The organism is Sphingomonas sp., assembly GCF_035998645.1.
In the GTDB taxonomy this organism is placed as follows: Bacteria; Pseudomonadota; Alphaproteobacteria; order Sphingomonadales; family Sphingomonadaceae; genus Sphingomonas.
On the sequence record NZ_DASYHL010000005.1, the window covers coordinates 279,040 to 303,888 of the forward strand.

Sequence of the window (24,849 nt, forward strand, 5' to 3'; positions counted from 1 at the left end):
ACCCTGTTTTCTCAGAGCCGTTCAGTCAGGCTAAGCTCACCGAAGCCAGGCTTCTTGCATGGTGCCGCTGGCCCAGCGGCTTCACTTATTCGCTCGCAATGCGATATCTGGCCGGGTTCTGTTGCAGAACTGGCACCTTCCCATCGAGAACCAGACGGTAGTTTTCGAGTTGCGGATCGAGCGTCCGCTGCATTTCCTCTAGCATGAGCCGCTTCATCCGCGCCGCGATCTCGCTATGTGCGGCATCGTCGATCAGGTTTACGCGCTGACCGGGATCGGCCTTGAGATCGTAGAGCGCGAGCAGTCTGCCATGTATATATTGGTGAACGCGCCGTGCGATTTCCGCATTGGTTTCTGCGGCCTTGGCCATGGCTGGGTAGGTCAGGCCCCACATGCTCTCCAGGTTGAGCTTCGTCTTGCCATCGGCCCACGCCATGAAGTGCAAGGCATAGCGGCGATCCTGCAACGAGCGTGACGGATATTGCCATCCGCTTGAGGTGTAATCGACATAGGACATCACATATTGCCGCTGCTCAACGTCCCCGGCCCCCTTCATCAATGGCACCCATGACCGGCCATCGAGATTGGCGGGACGCGCGATGTCGAGCAGCTCCAGCAGCGTCGGTAGAATGTCGAGGTTGGACGCGAGAGAGTCGAAGCGGCGCGGCGCGGTCTGGCCGGGGGCGTGCAGCACGACTGGCGTCCTGATCCCGTGATCGTAGCATGTCGCCTTGGCGAACGGCATCGGCATGCCGTGGTCGGACACGAACAGGACGATCGTGTCGTCCATCGCGCCACTCTCTTCCAGCACTGTCAGGATATTTCCGACTGCGATGTCGAGGCGTTGGGTGGAGTTCCAATATTGGGCGATCTCCTCGCGGATCTGGGGCAGATCTTCCAGATTGGCGGGAATGGTAACGTCGTCCGGACCGATCGGATTGGGGATGCGATAGGGGCCGGTCTGGCCGTGATCCAGCTCCTCGGCCTCCGCGCTGCCGTAAAAGGGGCGGTGCGGGTCGTTGATGTTGCAGTTGATGAAGAAGGGTTTGTACTGCGCGCGGGCCTCGATAATCGCCAGCTGCGCCAGATGGGCATGCACCATCGGGTGCCGGATCTTGCCTTCCTGCATCATATCCCACGGGAAGGACGTCGCGGGCTGCATATGCCCGATCTTGTGACTGGCGGCGCAATAATAGCCTTCCGACTTCAGCATCGAGCACAGCGTCGGCGTTCCCTCATGCATCGGGAAGAAGCCGTTGCCGCCGTTGCGATGCGGCAACAGGCCGCTCATGAACGCCTGACGCGAGGGCATGCAGATCGGGGCTGCGGTGCGCACCTGTTCAAAGACATGGCTTCGTTCCGCCAGCCGATCGAGGTTCGGGGTGAGATCACGCCGCCCGGTCATGAACCCGAGTGCCGACCAGTCGACATCGTCGGCCGTGATAAGAACCAGATTCATCCGCTTGCGCAGATCGTGTTTCACATAGCTGCGTTTCTGCGCGGACACGGGCAGGGCCATGAGGGCGGCTGACGCGATGCCCGCCATCAGAAGCTGCCGTTTTGAGAAGCTGATCACGATGTCACCCTATTAATAAACGAATTCGGTCTTTCGGCCGCCGATGATCATCTCTCGCGTGGATTTCAGCGGCCATAGCGGCTTGGGCAGGGAGGCGTCGAAGCGGTCGACTTTGTCCTTCATCGCGCGAACCCGATCCGGCATCGCAGCGGACAGATCGTTGGTTTCCCACGGATCGGCTTCGATGTCGTACAAGCGTGTCTGCGCCCAGTCGTCGGAGTGCCACAGCTTGTAGCGGCCTTCGCGAATGGCCCGCACGGGTCGCTGGCTCCATATCAGGGTGCGCTCGGCAGTCGCGGGCTTGGCCACGGTGGCGACGAGATCCTGCCCCTCCAGTTCCTTGTCCAATGGCTGGTCAGGCGCGACGGCCCTGAGGATAGTGGGCAGGATGTCCATCGAACTGACGGGCGCGGCGATCGTGCCGCGATGCTTGAGGCCATTGGGCCAGGACATCAGGAAGGGGACACGGGTTCCGCCCTCGAGATAGGTGAATTTGCCCGCACCCCAAGGGTGCGATTCCGGGCAGAAGCCGAACTGGACGGGGCAACCATTGTCGGACAGGAAGATGACGATCGTGTCGTCGCGTACGCCGGTATCGCTCAACGCCTTCAGGATTTGCCCGACCCCGACATCGAGCGCATCGACCATCGCCACATAGGTACGGCGAACCGGGTCGGCGATCTCGCTGCGGCGATCATAATAGGGTTTTGGCACCTGCAGCGGCCAGTGCGGGGCGTTGTAGGCGACATAGCCGAAGAAAGGCTCGCCCGACGCGGCGCTGCGCCGGATGAAGTCCACCGAACGCTCGGTGATGGTTTCCGTCAGATACTGGTTCGGTTGCTCGACGATCCGCATCTCCGGCCCCTCGAACAGACGGCCGCCGCCTTCCCGCGCTTTAGGCTCGTAGCGATCCGCTTTGGTCGGTGTGGTGACCAGGCCCGGCGTATCCGGGTCGGCATAAATCGTCTCACCTGCCAGAAATCCGAAAAACTCGTCGAAGCCGCGCCGGGTCGGGTAGAATTTCGGATCTGCCCCCTGGTGCCATTTGCCGAACACGGCGGTCCGGTAGCCCATCGGTTTGAGGTGTTCGGCGATGGTCGGCACATCGGTCGGCAGGCCGGCCCCGGCATCGAGGTTGCCGCGATCGTTGATGTTGTACATGAAGCCATAGCGCGCCGGCGTCCGTCCGGTCAGCAGCGCGGCGCGCGAAACGGCGCAGACCGACGCGGCGACATAGCCTGCGGTAAAATTGACGCCTTGCTCGCCGATACGGTCGATATTGGGCGTGCTGACGGTGCTCGCCTTGTTGATCGACACGTCCGTCCAGGGAAGGTCATCGACGAGGATGACGATCAGGTTGGGCTTCTTCTTTTCCTGCGGGGCCTGTCCTGCGCTCATCGGGACGACGGGCAACACCGGCGCGGCGGCGCAGCCCGCGATCCCAAACATGCTGGCGGCGACCAAAAGTTTCGTCAGCGTCTTCATGATCAACCTTCGCTTCTGGATTGCTTGCCTAGCCGGTCGATGTCGAACACCGGCATGGAGGGTCGGTAGCGACCGGTGAGTCTCGCCTCGAGATAGATGGCGCAGCTTCTGACGAACAAATATCGATCGTCTTTTGCTGCCGAGATTGTCGGGCGCGCGGCCCGTGCATGATCGGGCGCGACATACGTCAGCCCGTTGATCGCCTGGAGGCGGACGGCGTCGGGCTGATCCGCGGCGAGCAGACCGGCCAGCACCCGCACGCCAGCGTCCGCCATGCCGAGATGGGTCGCGGCTTCGGCGGCGACGATGCGGACCTGGGGGCAGGGGTCCGACTCCATCGCGGTGCGAAGGTTCACGGCAGCGGGACGCGCAGCCGGACCCATGACTAGCAGCCCGGTCGCTGCCCAATAGCGCATCACGGCATTGGGGTGCGAAAGGAGGTCGCCGAAACGTTGCGCCTGCGCCGGGTCGCCGCGCGCCGCGTCCTCGGCCAGCACCATGATGTCTTCAAGCGGATAAGCCGCCGTCGAGCGACTGGCCTGATACCCCTCGATCGACAGGCCCTCCGGGATAAACCCGTTGTCGCGGATCGCGAGCATGTGCGCGTCGAGCGCGCGGCGCATCGCGGACAGGCGTTTGTGCTGTTCGGGGCGCGTGGCCAGATTGTCGATCTGGTCCGGGTCGGTCTTCAGGTCGTAAAATTCTTCAACCGGACGGCGCTCAAAGAAGCGGCGTTGCTGGCTGGTGCATTGGCCAGCGAGGAATGCCCGTTCATAGGACTGATAGCCCTGTGCCAGCCAGGCAAAGGCCTGATGTTGGCCGCACGGGCGGTGCGGCGCATAGTTGCGGATGTAGCGATAACGACCGTCGGTGACTGTGCGGACGAAATCATAACGCTCGTCCATCCGGTTGCGCATGCCAAAGGCGTAGCGTTTTGGCGGCGACCGGCGATTGCCCAGAAACGCGCTGCCCTGCATCGTCGCGGGCGCGCGTTGCCCGGCCAGCGACAGCAGGGTCGGGGCAAGGTCGATCAAACTGACCGGCGTTTCCACCACGCTGGCCGGCGGGTGAGGGGAGAGGTGGGCGAATTTGGGCGGTACCCGCACGACCAGGGCGCAGCGCAGCCCCTCATCATGACAGTAGCGCTTCGAGCGGGGGAGCGAGCCGCCATTGTCGGAATAGTAGAAAACGATCGTATCGTCGGCGAGGCCCGAAGCCTCCAGCTCATCGAGCAGGCCGGCGACCTGGCCATCCATCTGCTCCATGAGGTTGTAGTAGCTGGCATAGTCCTGTCGGATCTCGGGCGTGTCGGGCAAGTGCGCCGGGACATCGATATCCGACGAGGCGACGCGGCCGCTCACCGGTTTGAACAGGCGGGATTCATGCGTCGTCATCAGGTTGACGACGGACAGGAACGGGGTGCCGGGGGGACGATCGCGCCAATGGGCTTTCGCTCCGTGGGCGCTCCAGATCGCGTCGGGATTGACGTCGCAATTATAGTCGGTCTTGGCGTTGTTGGTGCAATAATATCCAGCGGTGCGCATCAGTTCGGGATAGGTGCGGATAAACGCAGGCAGATGCGCATTGGCGCGCATATGATGGGCCGGGCCGCAGCTTTCGGGATAAACGCCCGTCAGGATGCCAAAGCGTGACGGCGCACAGACCGGCGCGGTGGAATAGACGTTGCGGTAGAGGATGCCCTGGCTCGCCAAGCGATCGATTGCGGGGGTGCGCGCCAGAGGGTCGCCATAGGCACCGATAAAGGGGCAGTTATCCTCGCTAACGATCCACAGAATATTCGGGAGCGCGCGGTTCGCCGCTGCCGCTGTCGGAAGACCGCGGGTTGCCAGTGCCGCGACCGTGCCTGCCATGACTTGCCGCCGGGTGGTGCGAGCACCGGTCATCCGACGCGCCGTGATGCACAGGCAATCGTCATCGCAGCCGACCCTCTCCCAACATACAAATTGCGTGCCCTTAGTCGACGCAGTCGTTTGATTTACCGCTAAATGATATAGTCCGGCGCGGCCTTGTCAATCGGTGCGCAAACCGCATAGGGAATTGCCATGACGAAAGGTCCCGGTCGCCGTAGCAAGAATGTTGTGACGATGGCGGATGTCGCAAAGGTCGCCGGCGTCTCGACGATGACGGTGTCCAACGTTCTGAACAACAAGCCCAGCGTGCTGCCTGAACGGCGGCAGGCGGTGCTGGATGCGATGGAACAGCTGAACTATCGTCCCAATGTCGCGGCCCGCGCGCTCGCGAGCGCCGGATCGATCCGGATCGGGCTGCTGTACCGCGATGTCGAGAACGCCATTGTGGGCGCCATGTTGATGGGCGCGCTGAAGGCGTCGGTGCGCCTTGGATTTCAGCTGATCATCCGAAGCTATGACGAGGCAAAGCCGCTTGATGATGTCGCGGCGTTTGCCGTCAGCGGGATCGACGGCCTGCTTGTTCCGCCGCCGCTGTGCGAACTGGTGAGTTTCAGCGGGATGTCGGCCAAGCTCAGCATCCCGATGATCGGCCTCGCGCCCGGCACCAATTTGCCGGATATGCCCTCGGTTCGGATCGACGACGAACTGGCGGCCTATGAGGTCACCCGGCTGCTGCTGGAAAAGGGGCATCGCCGGATCGGCTTTGTGAAGCTGCCCGGAGCCATGGTGGGGCAGACGCGACTGGCGGGGGTCAAACGCGCGCTTTCCGAGCAAGGTGTGGCCCTTGACGAGCGGTTCATCTGGGAGGCGCGGCCGATCTATGAGGCGGGCCTCGCTCTGGCCGAAAGGATCTGCAACATGGAGGACCGGCCAAGCGTCATCCTGGCCGGCAGCGACGATATCGCCGCCGCCATCGTCAATGTGATGCACCGCTGTGGCCTGCGCGTGCCGGAAGATATGTCGATTGTCGGGTTCGACGACACACCGATCGCGGTGAAGATTTGGCCGACGCTGACCACGGTTCGCCAGCCGCTCTCGCGCATTGCCGAACAGGCGACGGAACGGCTAATTCAGGAGCTGCACAATCCGAAGCAGCGCGCGAATGACGTGATCTACATCCCCCATGAAATCGTGCAGCGCGCGTCGGTGTGCGACTATCCCGTTCGCGACTGACGCGAAAAAGGGCGGTGGATCGCTCCACCGCCCTTCGTCGTAGACGCTATGTCGTAGCGTGTCAGAATTTCAGCGATGCGCGCACGCCAAAGTGGCGCTCGCCGTCACGCAGAACCTGTTGATATAGCCGTCCGCCGTTGAAGGTGGAGTTGAACAGGTTACCCGTGAAGTTCTTGTCGAACAGGTTCTTGACGAACACTGAGATCGAGTAGTTGCCGTCCTTGGACTCCAGTCCGAAAGCGCCGTTGACGACCGCATAGCCGCCCTGAACCGTCAACGGGTCCTGATCCAGGCTGTACTGCACCTTGGTCTGGTACACGATGTTCGTCTGGACGAAGCCGTCGATTGGCGCGCTGTCGCCGAACGGCACCTTCTGGCGGATATAGAGCGTACCGCGGAAGTCCGGAGCGTTGGGCAGGACGCCACCGCTCAGATCCTGAGAGCCGCCCACGCAGCCCTGCGCCGCAGTCTGGCCGACATAGCAGGGGCCGATCGGGAAGCTGTCGATATGCGCATCCGACAGCGTACCGCCGAGTGAGATATCGAGAAGGCTGGTCGGCTTCAGCGTCGCTTCAACCTCAACTCCGCGCGTTGAAACGGTGCCAGCGTTCAACAGGTAGAACGAAATGTCCCCGGGCAAGCGCGCCTGCGACTGATAGCCCCGATACTTGGTGTAGAACAACGCGGCATTGACCGACAATTTGCGGTCGAGCGTCTGGAATTTTGCGCCGACCTCAAACGCATCCGACGTTTCCGGGTTCACGGGCTGGTCCGATGGTTGGGTTGCAAAGATCAGGTTGAAGCCCTTGCCCTTGTACCCGCGCGCGTAGCTTGCATAGACATTGCCGAGGTCGCCCATATTCTGGCGAATACCGATCTTTCCGACCAACGCGGTATCGTCGGTGGAGTTCGAGAAATTGGCTGCCGTGCCGGTAGCCCCGGTCAGCGGTTGATCGCCCATAACCAGCACGTCGGCAGGACTGCGGACCGCGCTCCAGTCCAGCGTCTCGTGGAGCAGGCGCAGGCCGCCGAACAGCTGCGTCGTCGAGGTCAGATCGATGTTCGTGCTGACGAATGCCGCGATGTTCGAGCTGGACGTGCTGCCCGAAAACTGTCCGCTGCGCGGCCCCGCAAGGAATACCTGGCGACGCTGGAACGTGGTGTCGATGTCGACCTTGGAGGCAAAGGCACCCAGCAACAGATCGAAGCCGCCCAGGTCACCCGAAACAAGCCGGATTTCCTGCGTAAGCTGCTGGAGCGTCGTGGTGCCGCTGTTGACGTCCCACAAATTCACACCGGCGACGGGCGCCGTCAGCGACGTATAGTCGGTGTCGCCGCGGCCGATGAAATCCCAGTTCCGGATCGCGCTGATCGATACCAGTTCGAAATTGTCGCTGAGGCGCGCGCGTATGCGTGCGGAAATGCCCCACTGCTCGCTGTCATTGGTGTTGTCGGCGTTCAGATTGACCTGCCGGTTTTCAGCCGACGGAATGACCGGTGCAACGGCATTGGCATAGGCAGCGGTGCCCAGCGCGCGCAGCGTAGGAACCGTGGTGTCGCTGCCCTTGCTATAGTCGCCGATCAGCGTGACCTCGAAGTCGCTGGTCGGTTCGAACTGCAACTTCGCCCGCGTGCCCCAAACATTATATCCCGAGAGCTTGCGGTCGCCGACGCCCGAGACGTTCTCGACGAAGCCGTCAAAGTCCTTGAAAAAGCCGCTCAGGCTGAAACCGAGCTTGTCGGTGAGAGGGCCGGAAATCGACCCGCGAAGCTGCAGTTCGCCGCCCTCGGCAAGCATGGCGTCGAAATTGCCCGAGAGCGTGCTGCTCGGCGCCTTGGTCGTGACCGATACCAGACCCGCAGAGGCATTCTTGCCGAACAGGGTTGATTGCGGACCGCGCAGGACTTCTACCCGCTGAACATCGATCAGGTCCTGGAAGCCCTGACCCGACCGGGCCGTGGGAACATCATCGACGATTACCGACACGGCGGGTTCGGTTGCCGCCGAAAACACGGTGGTGCCGATGCCGCGGATGCTCAGCGAGCTGTTGGACTGGTTGCTGCCCTTGGTGAACGTGAGCGACGGCGCGGCGTTTGCAACCGACTCGACCGAGGATGCGCCGATCGCGTCCAGCCGTTCGCCACTCACTACAGAGACGGCGACCGGCACCTCCTGCAGCGTCTGCTCGCGCAATGTCGCGGTGATGACGATTTCATCGGAGTCGGGCTGCTCGCCTTCCTGAGTCGCGGCAGTGTCCGACTGGGCGCTGTTCGCGGCGGCGGCGTGCGGCAGGATGAGGGCGAGCGCGCTGATGTTGCATAGCGCAAGGGTTTTGAAACGGTACGTCATAATCCTCCCCAAAATTCGTTATTGTCGATATAATGTAGCGCTACATATTCCTCTTACATATGGTCGTCAACCGTGGGCGGGGGTGGCGGCGCTGGCTAAAAAACGGTGGTCAGGAAGTCCGAATCACTGGTTCTGGTCCGGCAATCGGCGGTGTCCGAAGCCTTTGACCTGACCCTTTGATATCAGGCGCGTTATTCCTTCATCGCGAGCGCCGGATCGGTGCGATCGCGACCGCGCCAAGCAGGGCGAAGATGGTGCCGGCGATGAAGATCGCGGCGTAATTGTCGCCACTCGCACTTCCCCAAAAGATGATCGCGGGCGCAAGGGCGGGAGCGAGCGACTGGGGGAGCGAGTTCGCGATTTGGAACACGCCCATATCCTTGGCGCGCTCTTCCTCATTCGGCAGGATCGCCGCGAGCAGAGCGAGATCGACGGCGAAATAGAGCCCTTTGCCCAGCCCCGCGAGGGCAACGCCGACCAGGAACTGTGGCACCGACGGGGCCAGCGCCACCAGCAGGAAGCCCGCCGCTTCGATGACCGCGGCGAGTGCGACGAACGGTTTGCGCCGCCCGGACCAGTCGGAAATGAAGCCGCCGAGGATCGATATGCTGATGGTGGCAACGGCGATAATCGCCATCGATCGCACCATGACCTGGGTCGCTTCGAGCTTTTCGAGCGAAAGCTGATCGGTGAGGAAGAACAGCTGGTAGGTCAGCAGGAACGACCAAGCCATCATGATCAGGAAGCGGCTGATAAATGCCCAGCTGAAATCATGATCCAGAAATGGTTTGATCAGCGCGCGCGGGATCGCGGACAGGCTGGTGCGCGCACTGTTCTCATTGGCGGGTATCCGATCGGGCAGGATCAGGACGAGCGCGAGGACACCGATCACGGTGATGCCGAACGGAGCCAGGAACATCAGCAGCGTCGATGTCTGGGTAAACTGCGTGATCCAGCTTCCTGCGAAGGTCGCTGCGGTTGAGGTCATGCCGAGCAAGCCGGCCACCCGCCCTTGCAGGCGGAAGGGGATCACGTCGGGGAGGATCGGCAGGCAAGCCGACTGCATGGCGTTGAAACCGGCCTGACAGATGATCCAGCCAAGACCGAGCAGCAACAGGCTGGGTGCCGTCGCCAGGACGAGCAGCCCGATGCCGCTGACCACCAGTCCGCCCAGCAACCACGGACGACGACGGCCAAAGCGGCTGCGGGTTCGGTCGGACAGTGCGCCGCAGACGGGCGCGGAGACGAGCGCCACGAATGCCCCGGTGGCAAGAATGACGCCCAGCCACTTCCCCTTTTCCGCCTCGGTCGCGATTTCGCCGACGCGCAGCGCGATCGTCAGGATCACCGGGGTGAGCAGGGCGATCCAGATGCCGAACTGGGCGAGGACATAGATCGCGATGAAGCCGGTTGAAACCGGGCGTGTCTCCCCGGTCGCGACGTCGTGAACGGGGGTCATTTCGGCTCTCCGGGCGACGTGGCGGGGCCTTCGGGACGGCGCGGGCGGTAGAAGCGTCTTTGCTTTTCGGCTTCCTGCTTCTCGGAATTGTCGGGGAACAGGCCGTTCATCTTGGAGGGCAGGTTCGGCTCGACATACCAGCCATCGGGGAAATCGGCCGCGCGCGACCCGTCGATCTTGCGGTGGACGAGCCCGGCGCTGGTCTTTTCGCTGAACGGCACGACATGCTGGCCCTTGTTGTTGGCAAGCTGTTCGTAGAGCGCCTTGCGCAGCGTAATCTTGGTCTCCAGCCAGGCCGGGTCGTTGATCAGGTTCTTGCGCTCGTCGGGGTCGGTCTTGAGGTCGTACAGCTCTTCGATATCCCAGACGCCGTGATACTGGATATATTTCACGCGATCGCGCTGGATTGCAAAGGTCGTGGGCGTCTGCGGGAAGCTCCATTCCCAATAATATTCGTAGATGAAGTCGCCGGCGTTCCATGCCTTTTCATCGACCTTCCCCTCCGCCACCGGCAGCAGGCTCTTGCCCTCCATCTGCGCCGGCTTGCCGAGCCGCGCGACATCCAGGAACGTGGGGGCGAGGTCGAGATTGCGCACCACCGCCGGATTGGTCACGCCCTTGGGCAGCATCCCGGGCGCCCAGACGACCATCGGCACCCGGACCGAGGGTTCATAGGCATTGCGCTTGTCGATCAGCCCATGCTCGCCGATCAGGAAGCCATTGTCGGAATAAAAGACGACCATGGTGTTCTGGTCGAGCTTGTTCTTGCGCAGATAGGCCATGATCCGGCCCAGACTGTCGTCGACCGGACTGAGCGTGCGATAATAGTCGCGCACCTGCTCCGTCATCGACCGGTCGGTGTGATAGGGGAAGTCGGCCCCGTGCCAGCTATTGCGCTGATTGCGGACCCACATCGGCTTGCCGGCATTGTTTTCCGGCGTGTTGGCCATCGTGTCGGGCAGCTCGATCTTCAGATCCGAATATTGCGTCTTGTAGCGCTCCGGCGGGGCGGGGTCCGAATGGACGGCCTTGTGGCTGAGGTACAGGAAGAATGGCTTGCTCCGGTCGCGGTCCTTCTCAAGCCAGGTCATCGCATAATCGGTCAGTTCGTCGGTGATATAACCGGTCTGCTTGACCTTTTTGCCATCGACATTGAGCAGCTGACGCTCGCCAGCGGCAATGCGTTCCGGCGACAGCAGGTCGGTCGGGAAATAGGTGCCCTGTCCCTTGAAGCTGACCCAGCGATCGAAACCGGGGCGGGGGGCGTCGGTGTCCGCGCCCATATGCCATTTGCCGAAGAAGCCGGTCTGATACCCCGCCTGCTGGAGATAGGCCGGGAAGAAGGTCAGATGGGCTTCGGATGAATCATGATTGTCGACGACGCCGTGATTGCGCGTGCTCTGACCGGTCAGGATCGTCGCGCGGCTCGGCGAACAGAGCGAGGAGGTGACCACGGCGTTGGGGAAATACACACCTTCCTTGGCCAAGCGGTCGATGTTCGGGGTCTTCAGACCGGGCTTGAGGAAACCCATCGCGTCATAGCGCAGGTCGTCGACCAGCACGAAAACGATGTTCATCGGCTTGCCCGCGCGCGCGCCGGCCTGGGGTGCCTGACGGTCGTCAAGGCGCGGCGCAGGCGGGCTGCCTGCCCATGCAGCGGTGGTGAGCAGGACGCATGCCGCGAAGGCAGCGGTGCGAAGGGTGGAGCGGGGGCGGGTCATGATGGCATGTCCTCCTGATTGTCCCGGATGATGCAGCGGAATCCGATATGGCTGGTCGAGCTGTCCACCGACTGCGGGTGGCGTGCGGCTGGCCGGTAGCGCTGGCAGTAATTGGGGGCGCAGAGATGCGATCCGCCTTTGACCACCTTGCGGCCGATCGGCACGTGCGGGGTGCATGGATCGAGGCTTCCGCGCTCGCTGCCGCCGCGCGGATTGGACGGCACGCAGCAGGCACCGGCGGGCTTTTGCTCCGGCTGGTGCAGCGCATACCAGTCTGCCGTCCATTCCCAGACATTGCCGATCATGTCGAACAGACCATAGCCATTGGGCGGATAGGTGCAGACCGGAGAGGTGCGCAGAAAGCCGTCGGTCAGCAGGTTCTGATGCGGAAACGCGCCCTGCCAGAAATTGGCGAGCATCGCGCCCTGCGGGGCCAGTTCGTCGCCCCAGGCGAAGTCGCTGCGATCGAGCCCGCCGCGCGCGGCGAATTCCCACTCGGCCTCGGTCGGCAGCGCCTTGCCCGCCCAGTCGGCATAGGCCTGAGCGTCCTCATAGGCGATATGCACCACGGGATGATCCCACAGGTCGTCCAGCGTGCTGTCTGGTCCGTGCGGATGCCGCCAGTCGGTGCCGAAGCTGAATTGCCACCAGCGCGTAAAGTCGCGCAAATCCACCGGGCCGCTGGTCGGCATGAACAACAGCGAACCGGGCTTTGCGAGTTCGGGGGGCATGCCGGGGTAATCGGCCGGATCCGGGGCGATTTCGGCGAGCGTGCGGTGTCCCGTTGCATCGACGAACTTGGCAAAATCGCGGTTGGTGACGGGGGTTTCGTCGATCCAGAACCCATCGACGCGCACCTGCCGTACGGGGTGCTCCTCAGGATAGAATTTGTCTGATCCCATGGCGAAGACGCCGCCGCGAATATGCCGCATGGCTTGGGTCGAAGGGGCGGTGATCTCATTCATCGCATGCTGGTCCGCTTCTGGTGACAGCAGTCGCCGGCTGCTGACGGGGACTGCTGGCTCTGCTTACCACGCGAGCTGCTCCAGTCCGCAAAAGGGATCGACAGGGCTGTCCCCGATAAACGGGCGCTGGCCGAACAGGCGCAGGGCCAGTTCCTGCTGAACACCGGGTAATGCGCTGTAGGCATTGACGTAGGTCGACATGTTCGGCGCGTCGTAGAGATAGTAGGGCTGTCCGAACGAGACGAGCAGGGTCGGGATTTCGCAATTGAACTGGACCATGGCGAGGCGTGACCCGCCATGCAGCTTCGTGAAATCGAGGTAGATGTGGCTGATTGCCGGTGTCGCCTCCTGCCCGACGAGATAGAGCAGCAAGTCGCAATCGTCGGATGTCGGCAGGTTTTCGGAGTCGAAGGGCCGGACCTCGTGCCCGTTTGCCGTCAACGCATCGAGCAGCGGGTCGAAGCTGCGTGGCGCGGCGCCGGACACGAAGTTCCAGCCCTCATCGGCAATCACGACGATGCGCCGATGGCGCTGGGTATCCAAAGGGAGCAGCGCCTGTGTGTCTTTCACCAGCGTGATGCTTTTGCCCGCGGCCTGGCGTGCCGTCTCGCGGTGATCGTCAGTGGCAAGCCGCGCCTTTAGCGCGTCAAGCGGTGGCAGCCGCTCTTCCGGGCTTGCGCGATGGAGCCCGAGCGCGGCTTTGAGCGACAACATTCGGGTGACGGCTTCCTCGAGCCGCGCCTCCGAAAGACGACCTTCCCGCAAGCCATTGAGCATGCGGTTCATGTCTTCGCGGGGCTCCCGACTGAACAGGAACACGTCGCACCCGTTCTCGATCACCGCCGGGACGGCTGCGTCGCGGTCCATCCAGCTGGTCAGGCCGCCCATCACCGTGGCGTCCGAGACGATGACGCCGCCAAACCCCAGCTCTTCGCGGAGCAGTTCCTGGTTCAGCAGCCGGGACACAGCGGCGGGCGCAAAGGCTTCGCGCCCCGAATTGGGGAAGCGCGCCCGCACAAAGGCGGGCAGGGCGATGTGCCCGGTCATGATGGTCATCACCCCGGTGGCGATCATGGAGCGGAAGATGCGCCCGAAACTATCCGCCCATTTGTCCATCGACAGGGAGTTGACGGACGTGCTCAGGTGCTGGTCGCGATCGTCGATCCCGTCACCCGGCCAGTGCTTTGCGCACGCCGCCAACCCCTCGGCCTGGAGCGCCCGGATATAGGTCTTGGCATGGCGAATGATCCGGTCCGGGTCGGAACCATAGGAGCGCGTTCCGACCACGGCGTTGCGGAACGCGCGGTTGATGTCGACAACCGGCGTGAAGGACCAGTTATAGCCAAGCGCGCGGCTTTCCTTCCCGACAATCCGGGCGAGCCGCTCGGTGAGGTCAGGATCATCGCAGGCGGCGATGCCCATCTGGTTGGGGATCGGGGTCGCGAACGGAGCGCTCAGCATCCCGCCCTCAATGTCCCCCGACAGGATCAGCGGCACTTCCGATCGATCGAGCTGCGCGCGGGTCGCGGCCCAGGCCGCGGTGAGGTCATGCGTCGGAAAACGGTGGACGCCGCCCGGTGCAAAGCCGGCCAGCCAGTCGACTTCCTCGATCGTGTCATGCCGCGAAGAGAGCACGAACAGCTGCGCGATCTTTTGTTCGGCGGTCAGGCCGTCACGCACCCGTTCCACCCATGAGAGATCTTGCTCCGAGAGTGCGAAGATGGGCGTTGCGGATGCGCAGAGGCTGGTCATTGATACCCGAATTCGATGGAGGGATGTCGGCCGGAGGGGCGTTGTTGAGGGCGGGATGGAAGCGGCCTTGGCGCGCCCGAGCGACGCGCGCTCACAGCATCTGAGATCGCAACCGTCAGCGGCAAATCCGCCTGCAGCGGAATTACGGCAATTGGCGAGGGTTTAAGGATGCGGGCCATAAAGTTGAACGCCTTCACCCTCTCACCTGAACGTGCTTTCGATGCGCCAGCACCGGTTGCACTCAATTATCTATTCGTGATGTAGCGCTACATATCGAAGCGTTGACGATAGTCAACCGGGCTCGACCGTTGGGGCGTGGGCTCTATCCCGGCAGAAATGACTGCATCGCAGCGCTCGCCCGAAGTAGCAGCACCCGGTCGCTAGAAGCGACCCTCGACGAGCACTGAGATAGCAACGGAAAGCTTCGGAGGTTGAGCAGGCGGTCGGTGGAACGGCAAGACCGCCGCGAGCGACATCCTCAATCGACGCCCTAACCACCCACTTGTTGACAGTCTTCGCCCAGCGAAGGCTGCTTGAACGACGACGTGCGGCTTTGGGCCACGTCTCGCCAGGACCGGACATTCAACTCGATCGAACCGCACGACACGTACCCGCGCCTGTATCGTTCCGCCGCGTCTGACCTGAATCATTCCTCGTTGGGTGGCACGACTGCGTCGTACGCCTCAAGATCCCCTGCGATGCGGGAGGCGAGGCTCAACGCTTCCAGCGCGAAGGGCGCGACCCACAGGGATTGACCGACGACGCGCATTCCGCGCGACGTTCGCGCCGCGACCTCCGCGACGCTCGGCAGCGATTCGATGCCTGCACGGATCGCGGTTAGATCGAAGATGGTTGTGAGCGTGGGATTCTGGAGGGCGCGCAACCGATCGACCAGCTCGAGGAACGTTTCGCGATGCTCGGCATAAAGGCGGAACCGGTGGTCGAACAGGCCGACCTTGCTTGTCGAGAGGCGTACCCGCTCGGGCAGGATGCCCTTCATGGCGCGCCGGAACGGTTGCCGCGCATACCCGTCGGCGAGAAACAAATGGACGGGTAGCGACAGGATGAAATCCACGACCCGGCGGTCCAGCATTGGAAAGCTGACCGCCAGTCCGTGCCGGGCAGCGAGGACTGAGTAATAGGTACAGCGCGACGGGATATGATGGTCGGCAAACGCGCGCACCCGGTCTGCGGGGCGATTGCTGGACAACACAGGGGTCAGACGCCCGTGTTCCACCTGCGCTGCCATTGCCGGAGCCAGAAACCGGATCGCGCCATGTTGCTTATCCATCACGCCGCGTCCCGTCCGACGGGCTGCGGCGAGCAACGGGGTAGCCAACCGACCGCGCACCTCCCGCATGACCGATACCTGATCGACCTTCGCGCGCGCCGACAATTCGCGAACCAGCGTCGGTAGTCGCCCGGCCCGCAGTGCGGCGAGATAGAGATTGGCACCGTTATAGGTCGCGCCCTCATCCCCGCCGACCCCGCTCAGCAGGAGATCGGCTCCGAAAGCGGCGGCATCGGCCATGATCTGGTCGTCGCTTCCGCCGACAATGCTCCCCGGCCAGTCCGAATCTTGTGTGAGGCCCGGCATGAAGGGAACATCGCGGATGACGCGATAGGTGATGTCCGGTTCCTGATCGAGCACGGCGGCGATCATCGGACGCTCGTCGAGGTCGGCGGGGCCATCGGCCTCAGAGCCTATACCGAGCGCGATCAGCGCGTTTCCCGCCAACCGCGCGTGGCGTGCCGCGAGCACCGTGATCGACGAACTGTCGAGCCCGCCGGTGAGGTGGCACGCGACCGGTCGCGCTTGCGGCATTCGTACCGACACGGCATCTTCGATCAGATCGCGCAACCGCGCTGCCGCCTGCTGCGGCGTTCCCCGCCATTGCCCGACTTGAGCAGCGTCGGGGCGGTATGCGCGATGGACGCGGGGTGGCGCGTCATCCCCGGCGCGTATGCGCAGGCTGTGCCCGGCCTCCAGGTAGCGAATCTCGGCATAGCCGCTATCCGCCCCCGAGAAATAGGTCTGGATTACCTTCCGGGCGAGCGCGACATGGTCGAGTGCCGATGCGGCGATCCCCGAACCGTGCAGCCCCTTGGGCAGGCTCGCAAACGCCAGGTAGCGGCCGGCCTTCCAACTCCATGCGAGCGGTCGGGCACCGATAAAATCACGTCCCAGCCACAGTTCGCGGCGCTGGCGATCCCACAGCGCGACGCCGAAATCTCCGTCCAGTCGATCGGGAAAGTCGCGGCCGTGGCGCGCGACCGCGTGCAGCAGATCGGCTTCCGGCTCGCCAATCGGGCGGTCGAGCCGGGCATCGGCAGCGATGATCCAGCCGTCGCGATCGACCAACGGCGCCGCAGCGCCTGAAAAATCCAGCACAAGCAATCCGGCTGGTCCGTCCAGTCTGGTTGCCAGCGTTGGATGCAGTCCGGGCGGCGTCATCGCGGCGGCCATCCGCGACAGGCTCGATTGCGCGGCTGACCCGCCATCGAGTTGCACGATACCCGCGATCAGCCGCATCGGTCAGGTCTCGTCAATCAGCCCGCGCGCACGCAGCGCGGCGAGGAAGTCCGTCACTTCACGCGCGCACTGCTCGGGCGTTACCGCGAATTCTGCGAGAAGTTGCGAGACAAGCGCCGTCTCGTCGGTCGGATCGGCCAGCAATTCCCATATTCGGGAAGCGACCGGACTCAGGCCGTGGTAACTCCCGGTTTCAGCGTTCAACAACAGGATTGTGCCATCCACCGGTGCCGTAAACACATCGTCATTTCGGCGAATCTTTTGAGTCATCCAAATTTCCTGATTTCGATTCCGCGCGCGTTTCCCGCGCTCGTGAGCGCTCTGATCCCGGCTAGGTGTAACCATTTGCGACCATGATCGGGCCAAAGCAGTCTTCAATGACACGCGCCTGGCGTTGGGTCAGTACGTCGCGCCAACCGCCCGCTTTGCCGGCCCGAAAGAAGTGTTGCTGACCCGGCTGACTCTCGCTGAATCCCTGGCGCGCCTCCTGGCGTTGCAACTCCTTGAAGCTTGCGTTCGTCACCGCCTGGGACAGCGCCGCATCGCTCGCCTTGCCACCGATGAAGTCGATGATCGCGCGCAGGGTTCCGATCGTGTCGGCGTGCATGGTTTCATATCTGACGACCATCGTCTCGGTGACCCGCTGTTCGGTCCAACCGGCAACGTGCTCCGCCCAATTCCCCACGCGATAGATCAGTTGCGCCGACCCCGACGAGCGGGTGCTCGTATCCGTCATCTGGGCGATCGCCCCGTCGATCGACAGGCTCGCATGATGGCTCAGCGAGACGGCGACATCGCGGGGATCGCGGACAATATAGAGCGCCTTTCGCGCCATCGTGCCCAGCGTCGGTTGATCCGGCGCCACCCAGAAGCGGTCATGCGTCTTGCAGAAGAATGGGGTAGCGCATGTACGCGCGACAAAATCGCATTGAACTGGCCGCATCGCCGCCAATTCGGCTTCGCTCAACAGGTCCGCATCGACGAGCATATCGTCCGCGAACCGCCAGCGGCTGATCAGCGTTTTGGGTTCGGACAGCTTGTTGATGTCGACGGGCTGTGTAGCGCCGGACAGCAGATTGGCGAGCAGGATCCGCATCCAGGTATTGCCCGATTTGGGATAGGAGGCGAGCCAGATCAGGCCCGCAGGGATCTCAACCATCGCCCGCCAACAGTTGCTCTGCCCAATGGGCGTGAACCATTGCAACGCTTTCGCTGAGCAAATCGAAATCGCGCGGGCGCCGAAAATGGTACACGGGCACGCGGCTGAGCAATGTCGCGACGGCCGTCGCGAGGCAGCTCTGGCTTGAATAGGCGAGCGCAAGCCGTCGGCGATAGGTTTCGTGCAACAATGCCTGCGCCGCCATCAACGAGGGCATTCGTGCGATCCCGGGTGGCAAACTCGCATTCGAGTTGCCGAGGATGAAGATTGCCCCCAGCGGCGCGGTGTCTGTCGCCGATCTGCCCTGCTGATCAATCGCGACATGAAACTTGTCGAGCCGTTGCCGCACGCGCTGGCCGACGCTGCCATGCAGGCCGACATGGTCGATACTGTCGCGATAGAGCCGAAGGCAGCGGCCATCGGCGCGCACGCGCACATGGTCCGCAGTCTGTTCGATTGCACAGACATCATCGGCCAGAAACGCCGCGCCCGCCTCAACAAGTGCGCCCGCCAGGGTGGATTTCCCCGTCCCGCTCGGGGCGCAAAAGACGTACGCGCGATCGTGATAGACCACGGCCGATCCATGCAACAGCAACGCACCGCGCTGATACAGGATAGCCGCGAAGGCCGTTCCCGTCACGAACACCAGGATATCGTCGAGCGGAACGCCGGGCGCGGGTGAAACGGTCAGGCACTTCCCACCCTCGGCGAGGAAGCGGCCGATTCCTGGCAGTTCCAGCAGGCAAGTCTGAGCATTCGCGGTCCAGCTCGCGCCGCGATGGGTCACTTCATCCAGGCCAGGGGGGATGTCTCCCAAGCGGAATATGACGTCGGGGGTACCGGCCTCTTCGTCCGCGACCAGTGATCGCATGGGCAGCGCGAATGGCGATGCCACGCACAGCCCGGACAAACGATAACGATAAAGCTGCGGTGCGTTCAGGTCTGACATCGGTCGACGCATGTGAGGCGCTGTTCGGAAATACAAGCGCTCCCTGGCGAACATTTTCCACGTCAGCCCGTTTTGATTTGATGCGGCACGGCGAGGCCGATAGGACGGATGCCGTCGAATGGCGCGATAGGGAATTTACGATGAACGACCCCAAGAACAACGATGCACCGCTTCCGCAGTCGGACGACGCGCGCAAGGCCTGGTCCGCGCCGGTGATCGAGGATGCCGATATCAGTGCAATCACCAGCGGCACTGGCACGTCGGGCATGGAAGGAAGCGCGTTTCTCAAGCCCGGTTCGTAATCAGCGGCCGGGGGGGGCGTTGGACGGCCCCCTGGCTGATCCGTCAGCCCCACTTGGCGGCCGCTTGAATTGTGAAGCGTGACGAGAATTTTGCGTGCCAAGCGCGCTCCGGTGCCTGACTGGCATGCCGCTGCGACCGCTGCGGTAAGCGCCTCAAATTCCGGGGCGAGGACCTAGGTGCGGCAATGATCAAGCGATACTGGCGCGAACTGCCATGGGATGGGGAAGGCTGGGCGCGCCCGGACGACCCCGCGCTGGCCGATCTTCGTCGTTGGGCCGCAGCGCAGTGGCGCAGCAAGCACGCGCCGATACCGTCCGGAATCATCTGGCTCGCCAGCCGCTTGCTGTGGCCCTTGGCCGTTGCGGGCCAGGTGGCGGGACTTGCCCGCAGGTTGCCGACCCTCGCACGGTGGACCGTTTATGCCGATTGCGTACGCACGGGCGCCTCTCCCTTGGAAGCGCATGTCTGGCGGTCGCTGCATGCAACGCCCCACCCGCTGCCAGCGAAGGCGTCTGCCCTCCTCATTTCGCGGCTTGGTGCCGGTGAAGACCAGCGTCTGCTGACCGACAAGCTGGCGGCTGCTGCCGCGCTTTCCGCGGTGGGACCGGTGTTTCCGAAACTTGTCCAGCTCATACGATCCGAAGAGCCAATCGCGCTTGCCGCTGAACTGTGTGCAGGCACGGCGCTTTTCGCAAAACCCCGACATGGGCATGGTGGCCGGGGCGGATTCGCACTCGACTACGTCGAGTCCGAGTGGCGCATGGATGGACGCCCGGTTTCAGAGCCTGATCTGCTCGCGCGAATTGCGCGATCGGTGCGTCATGACGATTTGTTGATTCAGGAACGCGTGCGCGCGCACCCCGCGCTGGAAAATCTCTCCCAAGGGGGGCGGGCACCCGTCCTGCGCTTGGTCACGGCGCAATATCCCGGAGCCCAGCCATTCCTGCATTCGGCACTGATGGCGATCGGCGTTCCTGGGCAGAATCCTGCAAACTTCCTGGAGGGAACGGTCTTTGCACCGGTCGATAGCGCAACGGGCACCATGGCGCAGGGGCTGCTGCTGGCGCGGCCGCGCGATCGGCTCAGGGTGTTGCCATGGAATGGAGTCGCACTGGAAAATAGAAAAGTCGCCGATTTCAATGAGGCCGTGCGTGCAGCATTGAGCGCAATGACCGCTCTCCCGGGTCTGCCAGTCGTGCATTGGGACGTGATCGTCTCCAGCGACGGCCCGGTCATGCTGGAGGGAAATGTCGGCGGCAATTGGATTCTGGCCAGCTTACCAGAGCGCGCGGGTCTCGCCGTTTGCGACCTTGCGCATGTACTCAGCGCATGGAAGCCAGCGTGCGCAAATGCGCGCCCGTTGCACTTGGTTGCACGTGCGGCCTTAGCGAGGTTCTTCTAAGTACGCAGACGATACAGGCGAAGAGTGCGCAACCGTCGGCAGGCCCGAAAGAAGTTCGACCTTGTGTTGCTTTGTCAGAAAGACGCCCTGTAAACGCCAGCACGCGGCGCGCGTCGAAGCCGCTTGGATAAGGGTTTTTTGTGGTTGGTACGGCGCGTGATTATTCTCTGTGTGGCTGGCGCGTGCGGAGCGAGTGGGCGCTGCCCGAGCTTGTCGCGTGGAGCGGCGATGACCGGGCACCCGACATCGCGATCCGCATCGGTGAAGTGCCAGCAGAGCTTGACGGGATAACAGGCCGGACCCCGCTGGTTCAGGTGAATGCGCAGGGGTGGCTGCGCTACACCGTCCGAGGCGTCGCGACTTATCTGGTGCGTGACGGGAACGCGGTGATCATCGATACCCCGCATCCGCCGGACACCGCAGACGTGGCGCTGTTCCTGTTGGGCTCGGTCCTCGGATTTCTCTGTCACCAGCGCGGGCTGTTGCCGCTGCATGCGAGCTGCGTCGTTCTGGACGGCAAGGTGTTCGCGATGGCGGGGCATTCGGGTGCCGGAAAATCGACACTGGCGGCACTGTTGCTGGCGCAGGGCGCGTGGCTGCTGTCCGACGATGTCACGGTGATCGATATCCGGGCCGAAGGCGGTCCGCGCGTGCTGCCGACTTATCCCCGTCAAAAGATGTGGCGCGACACGCTCGATACGCTCGGCATCGCGCCGGGCCGCTATCTGCGCAGTACCGTCCATCTTGAGAAGTTCGACCGCCAGGTCGCCGACCGGTTCGAATCCGCGCCGATGCGGCTCGACGGGGTGTGCCAGATCAACCTGCAGATGCGTGAGAACAGCCTGCGCATTGTACCGCTGGACGGACTGGCGGCGGTGCGGATGCTGTACGAGAATGTGTATCGTCGTACCGCTGCCGGATTGCTCGGCCGGTCGGATCAGGTGTTCGCGGACTGTGCGGCGCTGTCGGCGCAATTGCCCCACCGCGCGCTGGTGCTGCCCAACGGCATCAAGCGTCTTGCGCAGCACGGGGGTGAGCTGGCGACGTTGCTGGCGCAGCTGCGATGACCTGCGCCGCGCCGCGCGCGCATGTCTGGCTGGCGTCCTATCCCAAGTCGGGGAATACCTGGATGCGGATCGCGCTGGCGGCACTGCGCAAGGGCGAGGCCAGGTTCGATCTGGCGCGCATGACCAACAATGTCGGCATCTTTCTGGCGATGCGCCATCGCTTCGACATGGCGCTCGACATCGATTCTTCCGACCTCTCGGTGGAGGAGGCGGATCTCCTCCGCCCAAAAATCTACAGCCTGATCGATACCCAGGGGCGCGACACAACGATCTGGAAGGTCCATGACTGCTGGTCGCGCACCAGCGATGGTGAAGCGCTGTTCCCGGCAGAGATTACCGCCGCCACCCTCTATCTGGTGCGTGATCCACGTGACGTGGCAGCGTCGTTTGCGCATCATTTCGAGATGGATGTCGACCGCGCGATCGCGGTGATGGCCGACCCCGAATATCGCGTCGCCGCCAAGACCGACTCGGCGCATTTCCACCTGCCGCAGCATTATTCGGGCTGGAGCCAGCATGTGCTGAGCTGGCTCGACGAATCCGGCCATGCGCCCCTTGTTCTGCGCTATGAGGATATGGTCGCGGATTTCGCGTCGACGCTCGAACGGGTCAGCGCGGCGCTCGGCTGGGCGAGCAGCGAAGCAGCGATTGCGGCGGCGGTGGCGGCGACGCGGTTCGACCGGCTGCGCGCCGAGGAATCGGCGGGCAATTTCCCAGAAAGCCTGCACGGCGACCGCCCCTTTTTCCGTCGCGGCATTGCCGGCGGTTGGCGCGATACGCTCAGCCCCGCCCAGGCGGCACGGATTGAGCGCGACCATGGCACCGTGATGGCGCGGCTCGGTTATCTCTAACCGTTCGATCCCTCGACCCAGCGGATGAACCGGCCATAGTGAATGCCGCGACCGAACAGGTCGAGCATGTCCGTGGCGCGCGCCATCGCCGCATCCGCATCGGCTGGCCAATCCTCGGCCACCGCGCGCAGGCGGGGAAGGTCGATCATCGCGCGCGCCGCGGGGGACGCTTCCAGCCGCTCCAATTCGGCCATGAAGGCCGGGCGCAGCGTGTTTAGCCTGTGGAACCAGTCGCCATTCTGATAGCCGCGCTTATGTTCGGTCACCACTTGTTGCGGCACCCGATCGCTTAGCACCGCGCGGGCGAAAGCGCGCGGCTGGCCATCGCGCTGCCACAGCTCGGGCGGGAGCGCGAGGCAGAAGTCGACCATCCTGCGGTCCCCCAGTGGGTCGCGCAGGTCGCACCCGCTGACATAGGGCGTCGCCGCCAGCCACTGGTTCTGCGACCAGTTCTTCTCCAGGAACGCGAGCCGCAGGCGGCGGTCGCGATCACGGCCGCTCGGGACGCCGAGCGTCATATCAGTGATTGCGTGGGCATCGACGCTGGCCGCGAGCGCATCGGATGCAGAGGCGCGCGCCTGCCAGTCATCCTGCGTGCCACGCCACCGCCGGATCGCGCTGTGCAGCGGGTCCGGGACAGCGTAGCCGATCAGGTTGCGGCGAATCTGTGATCGGACGCGATAGCCGTGACGGCGCAGCCCGCGCAGCTGCCGGGTCAGTTCCACCAGCCGCCCCGATCGTGCGAGATCGGCGAGCAGCGCCTCGCTCTGCCATGACAGGGTGTAATTGCCCGACGTCCCGGTCAGCACCACCGATGCACCGCTTTCGCGCGCCCGGGCATACAGCGGTGCCCACGCCCCGAAATTCATGAAGTTGCGCACCGGAAGGCCGAATTCCCAGAACAGCCGGGTGGCGTCCTCTTCGCCCAGGGTCAGGTCACCCGCAGGGACGAACGCCGCGTCGATGTTCGGATAGAGCGCAGCCGTGGCACGGGCGAGCGCGGACTCGTCGAAGAATGCGCGCGGTCGCTCGGACGGCATCGCGACCGATGTGTCGGGGATCGCGGTGAGCGTGTGCAGGCGGGCGGGGTCGAGCAGGCGGGCGGCGGTCGCCGCGACGCCCGCGGAATCGAGCCCCCCCGACAATTGGCACGCGACCGGGCCAGCCGCTCGCAGGCTCGCCGCCACCACGCGGTCCAGCATCTCGCGGCCAGCCTCGACATAGTCGCGTGGATCGCGGTAGCGGATTCGGCGCGCAAAATCGGGCTGCCAGTAGCGGCGGATGGCGTAGCGGCCTGCATGCCATTCGAGCAGCCCGGCGGGGGGCAGACGAAAAACCCCGTGGAACGGTGTCGCACCTGCGGGCATCGCCCGCGCGAGCAGCAGATGCGCCATTGCCGCTTCGTCGATGCGCCGATCAACCCCCGGAAAGGCGAGCACCGCCGACGGCCGCGTCGCAAACGCCAGCCTGTGGCCGTCGTCATGCGCAAAGATCGCCCGCCCGCCAGTGGCATCGACCGCCAGCACGAGCCGACGATCGCGCTCATTCCACCACGCCAGGGCAAAGGCACCGATCAAGCGCTGGCAGGCATCGGTGCCCCAGCGTTCGAGGGCAACCATCACCAATGCGGCGTCACCCAGCCGGGCGGCGTCGGCCTCAGGCAGGTTCAGCGATGCGATCAGGTCGCCGCGATTGTCGAGCCGTCCGTCGAACACCAGCTGCGACGCCCCGCCCATGAAGGCGGCAGGGAGGCGATCCAGCGCGTCTTCCGGAGTGAACGCACGCGGCGTCAGGACCAGCGCGGCGGTGTCGCCACGCCAGACCCGGCCCTTGCCGCCGCCATGGGTGACGGCGATACTGTCCAGCCGATCCGTGTCCCGCCGTTCAACCGGGCCTGCGCAGGCAAGGCCAGCAAAAAACGACATGGATGCGGAAGATCAGCTTCCGGTCGGCGACGGGGAGAAGGTGCCGTCGCCGGGGGCGACGAGGCCATTGTTCGCGGTCTCGCGGACGGCCAGCGTCTCGAAGTCCGGCGTCTGCCACGGCTGCTTGGTCACAGGCGTATCCGCAGCCAGATTCTTGCTCTTGATGTCGCTCATGTGCTGCCCCTTTATATGTGTTGACCGGGTTGGCGCCCGTGTCGCTGAGATCGGCTCTGCCCTAACAGGCGCCG

Annotated in this window: 19 protein-coding genes; 5 read left to right on the forward strand and 14 right to left on the reverse strand. The window is 63.7% G+C overall.

From position 1 onward, the window contains the following. Positions 1–85: 85 nt before the first annotated feature. From VGN66_RS14995 to VGN66_RS15005, 3 genes are all read right to left on the reverse strand, one after another. Entirely contained in the window at positions 86–1,483 is a 1,398-nt protein-coding gene (locus VGN66_RS14995) for a sulfatase (RefSeq protein WP_327519619.1), read from the reverse strand. A gap of 105 nt (positions 1,484–1,588) precedes the next feature. Further along, positions 1,589–3,061 (reverse strand): sulfatase family protein, encoded by a 1,473-nt coding sequence (locus VGN66_RS15000; RefSeq protein ID WP_327519620.1) that lies wholly within the window; start codon positions 3,059–3,061, stop codon positions 1,589–1,591. A gap of 2 nt (positions 3,062–3,063) precedes the next feature. Continuing rightward, positions 3,064–4,965 (reverse strand): sulfatase-like hydrolase/transferase, encoded by a 1,902-nt coding sequence (locus VGN66_RS15005; protein WP_327519621.1) that lies wholly within the window; start codon positions 4,963–4,965, stop codon positions 3,064–3,066. 159 nt (positions 4,966–5,124) lie between these two features. On the opposite strand from VGN66_RS15005, the gene VGN66_RS15010 reads away from it, so the two are divergent. Further along, complete coding sequence (locus tag VGN66_RS15010) at positions 5,125–6,165, forward strand: LacI family DNA-binding transcriptional regulator (RefSeq protein ID WP_327519622.1); 1,041 nt, start codon at positions 5,125–5,127, stop codon at positions 6,163–6,165. 61 nt (positions 6,166–6,226) lie between these two features. Here the strand turns inward: VGN66_RS15010 and VGN66_RS15015 are convergent, their stop codons facing one another. From VGN66_RS15015 to VGN66_RS15055, 9 genes are all read right to left on the reverse strand, one after another. Continuing rightward, positions 6,227–8,515 carry a TonB-dependent receptor gene (locus tag VGN66_RS15015; protein ID WP_327519623.1) on the reverse strand — a complete coding sequence of 763 codons (2,289 nt, stop codon included), beginning with the start codon at positions 8,513–8,515 and terminating at the stop codon, positions 6,227–6,229. A gap of 199 nt (positions 8,516–8,714) precedes the next feature. After that, complete coding sequence (locus VGN66_RS15020; protein ID WP_327519624.1) at positions 8,715–9,974, reverse strand: MFS transporter; 1,260 nt, start codon at positions 9,972–9,974, stop codon at positions 8,715–8,717. Further along, on the reverse strand, positions 9,971–11,695 hold the full coding sequence (locus tag VGN66_RS15025) for a sulfatase (protein WP_327519625.1): 1,725 nt from the start codon (positions 11,693–11,695) through the stop codon (positions 9,971–9,973). Before VGN66_RS15025 ends, VGN66_RS15020 begins: the two co-directional genes overlap by 4 nt. Further along, positions 11,692–12,627 carry a formylglycine-generating enzyme family protein gene (locus VGN66_RS15030; protein ID WP_327519626.1) on the reverse strand — a complete coding sequence of 312 codons (936 nt, stop codon included), beginning with the start codon at positions 12,625–12,627 and terminating at the stop codon, positions 11,692–11,694. The genes VGN66_RS15025 and VGN66_RS15030 overlap by 4 nt, the downstream gene beginning before the upstream one ends. 96 nt (positions 12,628–12,723) lie before the next feature. Beyond that, a complete protein-coding gene (locus VGN66_RS15035) occupies positions 12,724–14,412 on the reverse strand; it encodes a glycoside hydrolase family 3 protein (protein WP_327519627.1) in 1,689 nt (562 codons plus the stop codon). A gap of 646 nt (positions 14,413–15,058) precedes the next feature. Continuing rightward, positions 15,059–16,945, reverse strand: coding sequence for an asparagine synthase-related protein (locus VGN66_RS15040; RefSeq protein ID WP_327519628.1), 1,887 nt, complete (start codon positions 16,943–16,945; stop codon positions 15,059–15,061). 3 nt (positions 16,946–16,948) lie between these two features. Continuing rightward, positions 16,949–17,215: an HPr-rel-A system PqqD family peptide chaperone gene (locus VGN66_RS15045; RefSeq protein WP_327519629.1), complete on the reverse strand. Its 267-nt coding sequence runs from the start codon at positions 17,213–17,215 to the stop codon at positions 16,949–16,951. Between the two features lie 61 nt (positions 17,216–17,276). Then, on the reverse strand, positions 17,277–18,104 hold the full coding sequence (locus VGN66_RS15050) for a sulfotransferase domain-containing protein (protein WP_327520279.1): 828 nt from the start codon (positions 18,102–18,104) through the stop codon (positions 17,277–17,279). Beyond that, entirely contained in the window at positions 18,097–19,107 is a 1,011-nt protein-coding gene (locus VGN66_RS15055; RefSeq protein ID WP_327519630.1) for a hypothetical protein, read from the reverse strand. The genes VGN66_RS15050 and VGN66_RS15055 overlap by 8 nt, the downstream gene beginning before the upstream one ends. 86 nt (positions 19,108–19,193) lie before the next feature. Between VGN66_RS15055 and VGN66_RS15060 the strand changes: the two genes are divergently transcribed. The 4 genes from VGN66_RS15060 (at position 19,194) to VGN66_RS15075 (ending at position 22,676) form a co-directional block, all read left to right on the forward strand. Next, positions 19,194–19,355 carry a hypothetical protein gene (locus tag VGN66_RS15060; protein WP_327519631.1) on the forward strand — a complete coding sequence of 54 codons (162 nt, stop codon included), beginning with the start codon at positions 19,194–19,196 and terminating at the stop codon, positions 19,353–19,355. Positions 19,356–19,540: 185 nt separating this feature from the next. Further along, positions 19,541–20,758, forward strand: a complete 1,218-nt coding sequence (locus VGN66_RS15065) for a sugar-transfer associated ATP-grasp domain-containing protein (RefSeq protein ID WP_327519632.1) — start codon at positions 19,541–19,543, stop codon at positions 20,756–20,758. A gap of 182 nt (positions 20,759–20,940) precedes the next feature. After that, positions 20,941–21,825 carry a hypothetical protein gene (locus tag VGN66_RS15070; protein ID WP_327519633.1) on the forward strand — a complete coding sequence of 295 codons (885 nt, stop codon included), beginning with the start codon at positions 20,941–20,943 and terminating at the stop codon, positions 21,823–21,825. After that, positions 21,822–22,676 (forward strand): sulfotransferase domain-containing protein, encoded by an 855-nt coding sequence (locus VGN66_RS15075; RefSeq protein WP_327519634.1) that lies wholly within the window; start codon positions 21,822–21,824, stop codon positions 22,674–22,676. Before VGN66_RS15070 ends, VGN66_RS15075 begins: the two co-directional genes overlap by 4 nt. Here the strand turns inward: VGN66_RS15075 and VGN66_RS15080 are convergent. After that, positions 22,673–24,601: an asparagine synthetase B family protein gene (locus VGN66_RS15080; RefSeq protein WP_327519635.1), complete on the reverse strand. Its 1,929-nt coding sequence runs from the start codon at positions 24,599–24,601 to the stop codon at positions 22,673–22,675. The genes VGN66_RS15075 and VGN66_RS15080 overlap by 4 nt on opposite strands. Before the next feature lie 12 nt (positions 24,602–24,613). Next, complete coding sequence (locus tag VGN66_RS15085) at positions 24,614–24,775, reverse strand: hypothetical protein (RefSeq protein ID WP_327519636.1); 162 nt, start codon at positions 24,773–24,775, stop codon at positions 24,614–24,616. Positions 24,776–24,849: the final 74 nt, after the last annotated feature.

What these genes read in the sequence shown, in the direction of transcription:
- VGN66_RS15000 (WP_327519620.1), bottom strand. Translation starts at nt 3,061, where the DNA reads ATGAAGACGCTGACGAAACTTTTGGTCGCCGCCAGCATGTTTGGGATC.
- VGN66_RS15005 (WP_327519621.1), bottom strand. Translation starts at nt 4,965, where the DNA reads ATGACCGGTGCTCGCACCACCCGGCGGCAAGTCATGGCAGGCACGGTC.
- VGN66_RS15010 (WP_327519622.1), top strand. Translation starts at nt 5,125, where the DNA reads ATGACGAAAGGTCCCGGTCGCCGTAGCAAGAATGTTGTGACGATGGCG.
- VGN66_RS15015 (WP_327519623.1), bottom strand. Translation starts at nt 8,515, where the DNA reads ATGACGTACCGTTTCAAAACCCTTGCGCTATGCAACATCAGCGCGCTC.
- VGN66_RS15020 (WP_327519624.1), bottom strand. Translation starts at nt 9,974, where the DNA reads ATGACCCCCGTTCACGACGTCGCGACCGGGGAGACACGCCCGGTTTCA.
- VGN66_RS15025 (WP_327519625.1), bottom strand. Translation starts at nt 11,695, where the DNA reads ATGACCCGCCCCCGCTCCACCCTTCGCACCGCTGCCTTCGCGGCATGC.
- VGN66_RS15030 (WP_327519626.1), bottom strand. Translation starts at nt 12,627, where the DNA reads ATGCGGCATATTCGCGGCGGCGTCTTCGCCATGGGATCAGACAAATTC.
- VGN66_RS15035 (WP_327519627.1), bottom strand. Translation starts at nt 14,412, where the DNA reads ATGACCAGCCTCTGCGCATCCGCAACGCCCATCTTCGCACTCTCGGAG.
- VGN66_RS15040 (WP_327519628.1), bottom strand. Translation starts at nt 16,945, where the DNA reads ATGCGGCTGATCGCGGGTATCGTGCAACTCGATGGCGGGTCAGCCGCG.
- VGN66_RS15045 (WP_327519629.1), bottom strand. Translation starts at nt 17,215, where the DNA reads ATGACTCAAAAGATTCGCCGAAATGACGATGTGTTTACGGCACCGGTG.
- VGN66_RS15050 (WP_327520279.1), bottom strand. Translation starts at nt 18,104, where the DNA reads ATGGTTGAGATCCCTGCGGGCCTGATCTGGCTCGCCTCCTATCCCAAA.
- VGN66_RS15055 (WP_327519630.1), bottom strand. Translation starts at nt 19,107, where the DNA reads ATGTTCGCCAGGGAGCGCTTGTATTTCCGAACAGCGCCTCACATGCGT.
- VGN66_RS15060 (WP_327519631.1), top strand. Translation starts at nt 19,194, where the DNA reads ATGAACGACCCCAAGAACAACGATGCACCGCTTCCGCAGTCGGACGAC.
- VGN66_RS15065 (WP_327519632.1), top strand. Translation starts at nt 19,541, where the DNA reads ATGATCAAGCGATACTGGCGCGAACTGCCATGGGATGGGGAAGGCTGG.
- VGN66_RS15075 (WP_327519634.1), top strand. Translation starts at nt 21,822, where the DNA reads ATGACCTGCGCCGCGCCGCGCGCGCATGTCTGGCTGGCGTCCTATCCC.
- VGN66_RS15080 (WP_327519635.1), bottom strand. Translation starts at nt 24,601, where the DNA reads ATGTCGTTTTTTGCTGGCCTTGCCTGCGCAGGCCCGGTTGAACGGCGG.
- VGN66_RS15085 (WP_327519636.1), bottom strand. Translation starts at nt 24,775, where the DNA reads ATGAGCGACATCAAGAGCAAGAATCTGGCTGCGGATACGCCTGTGACC.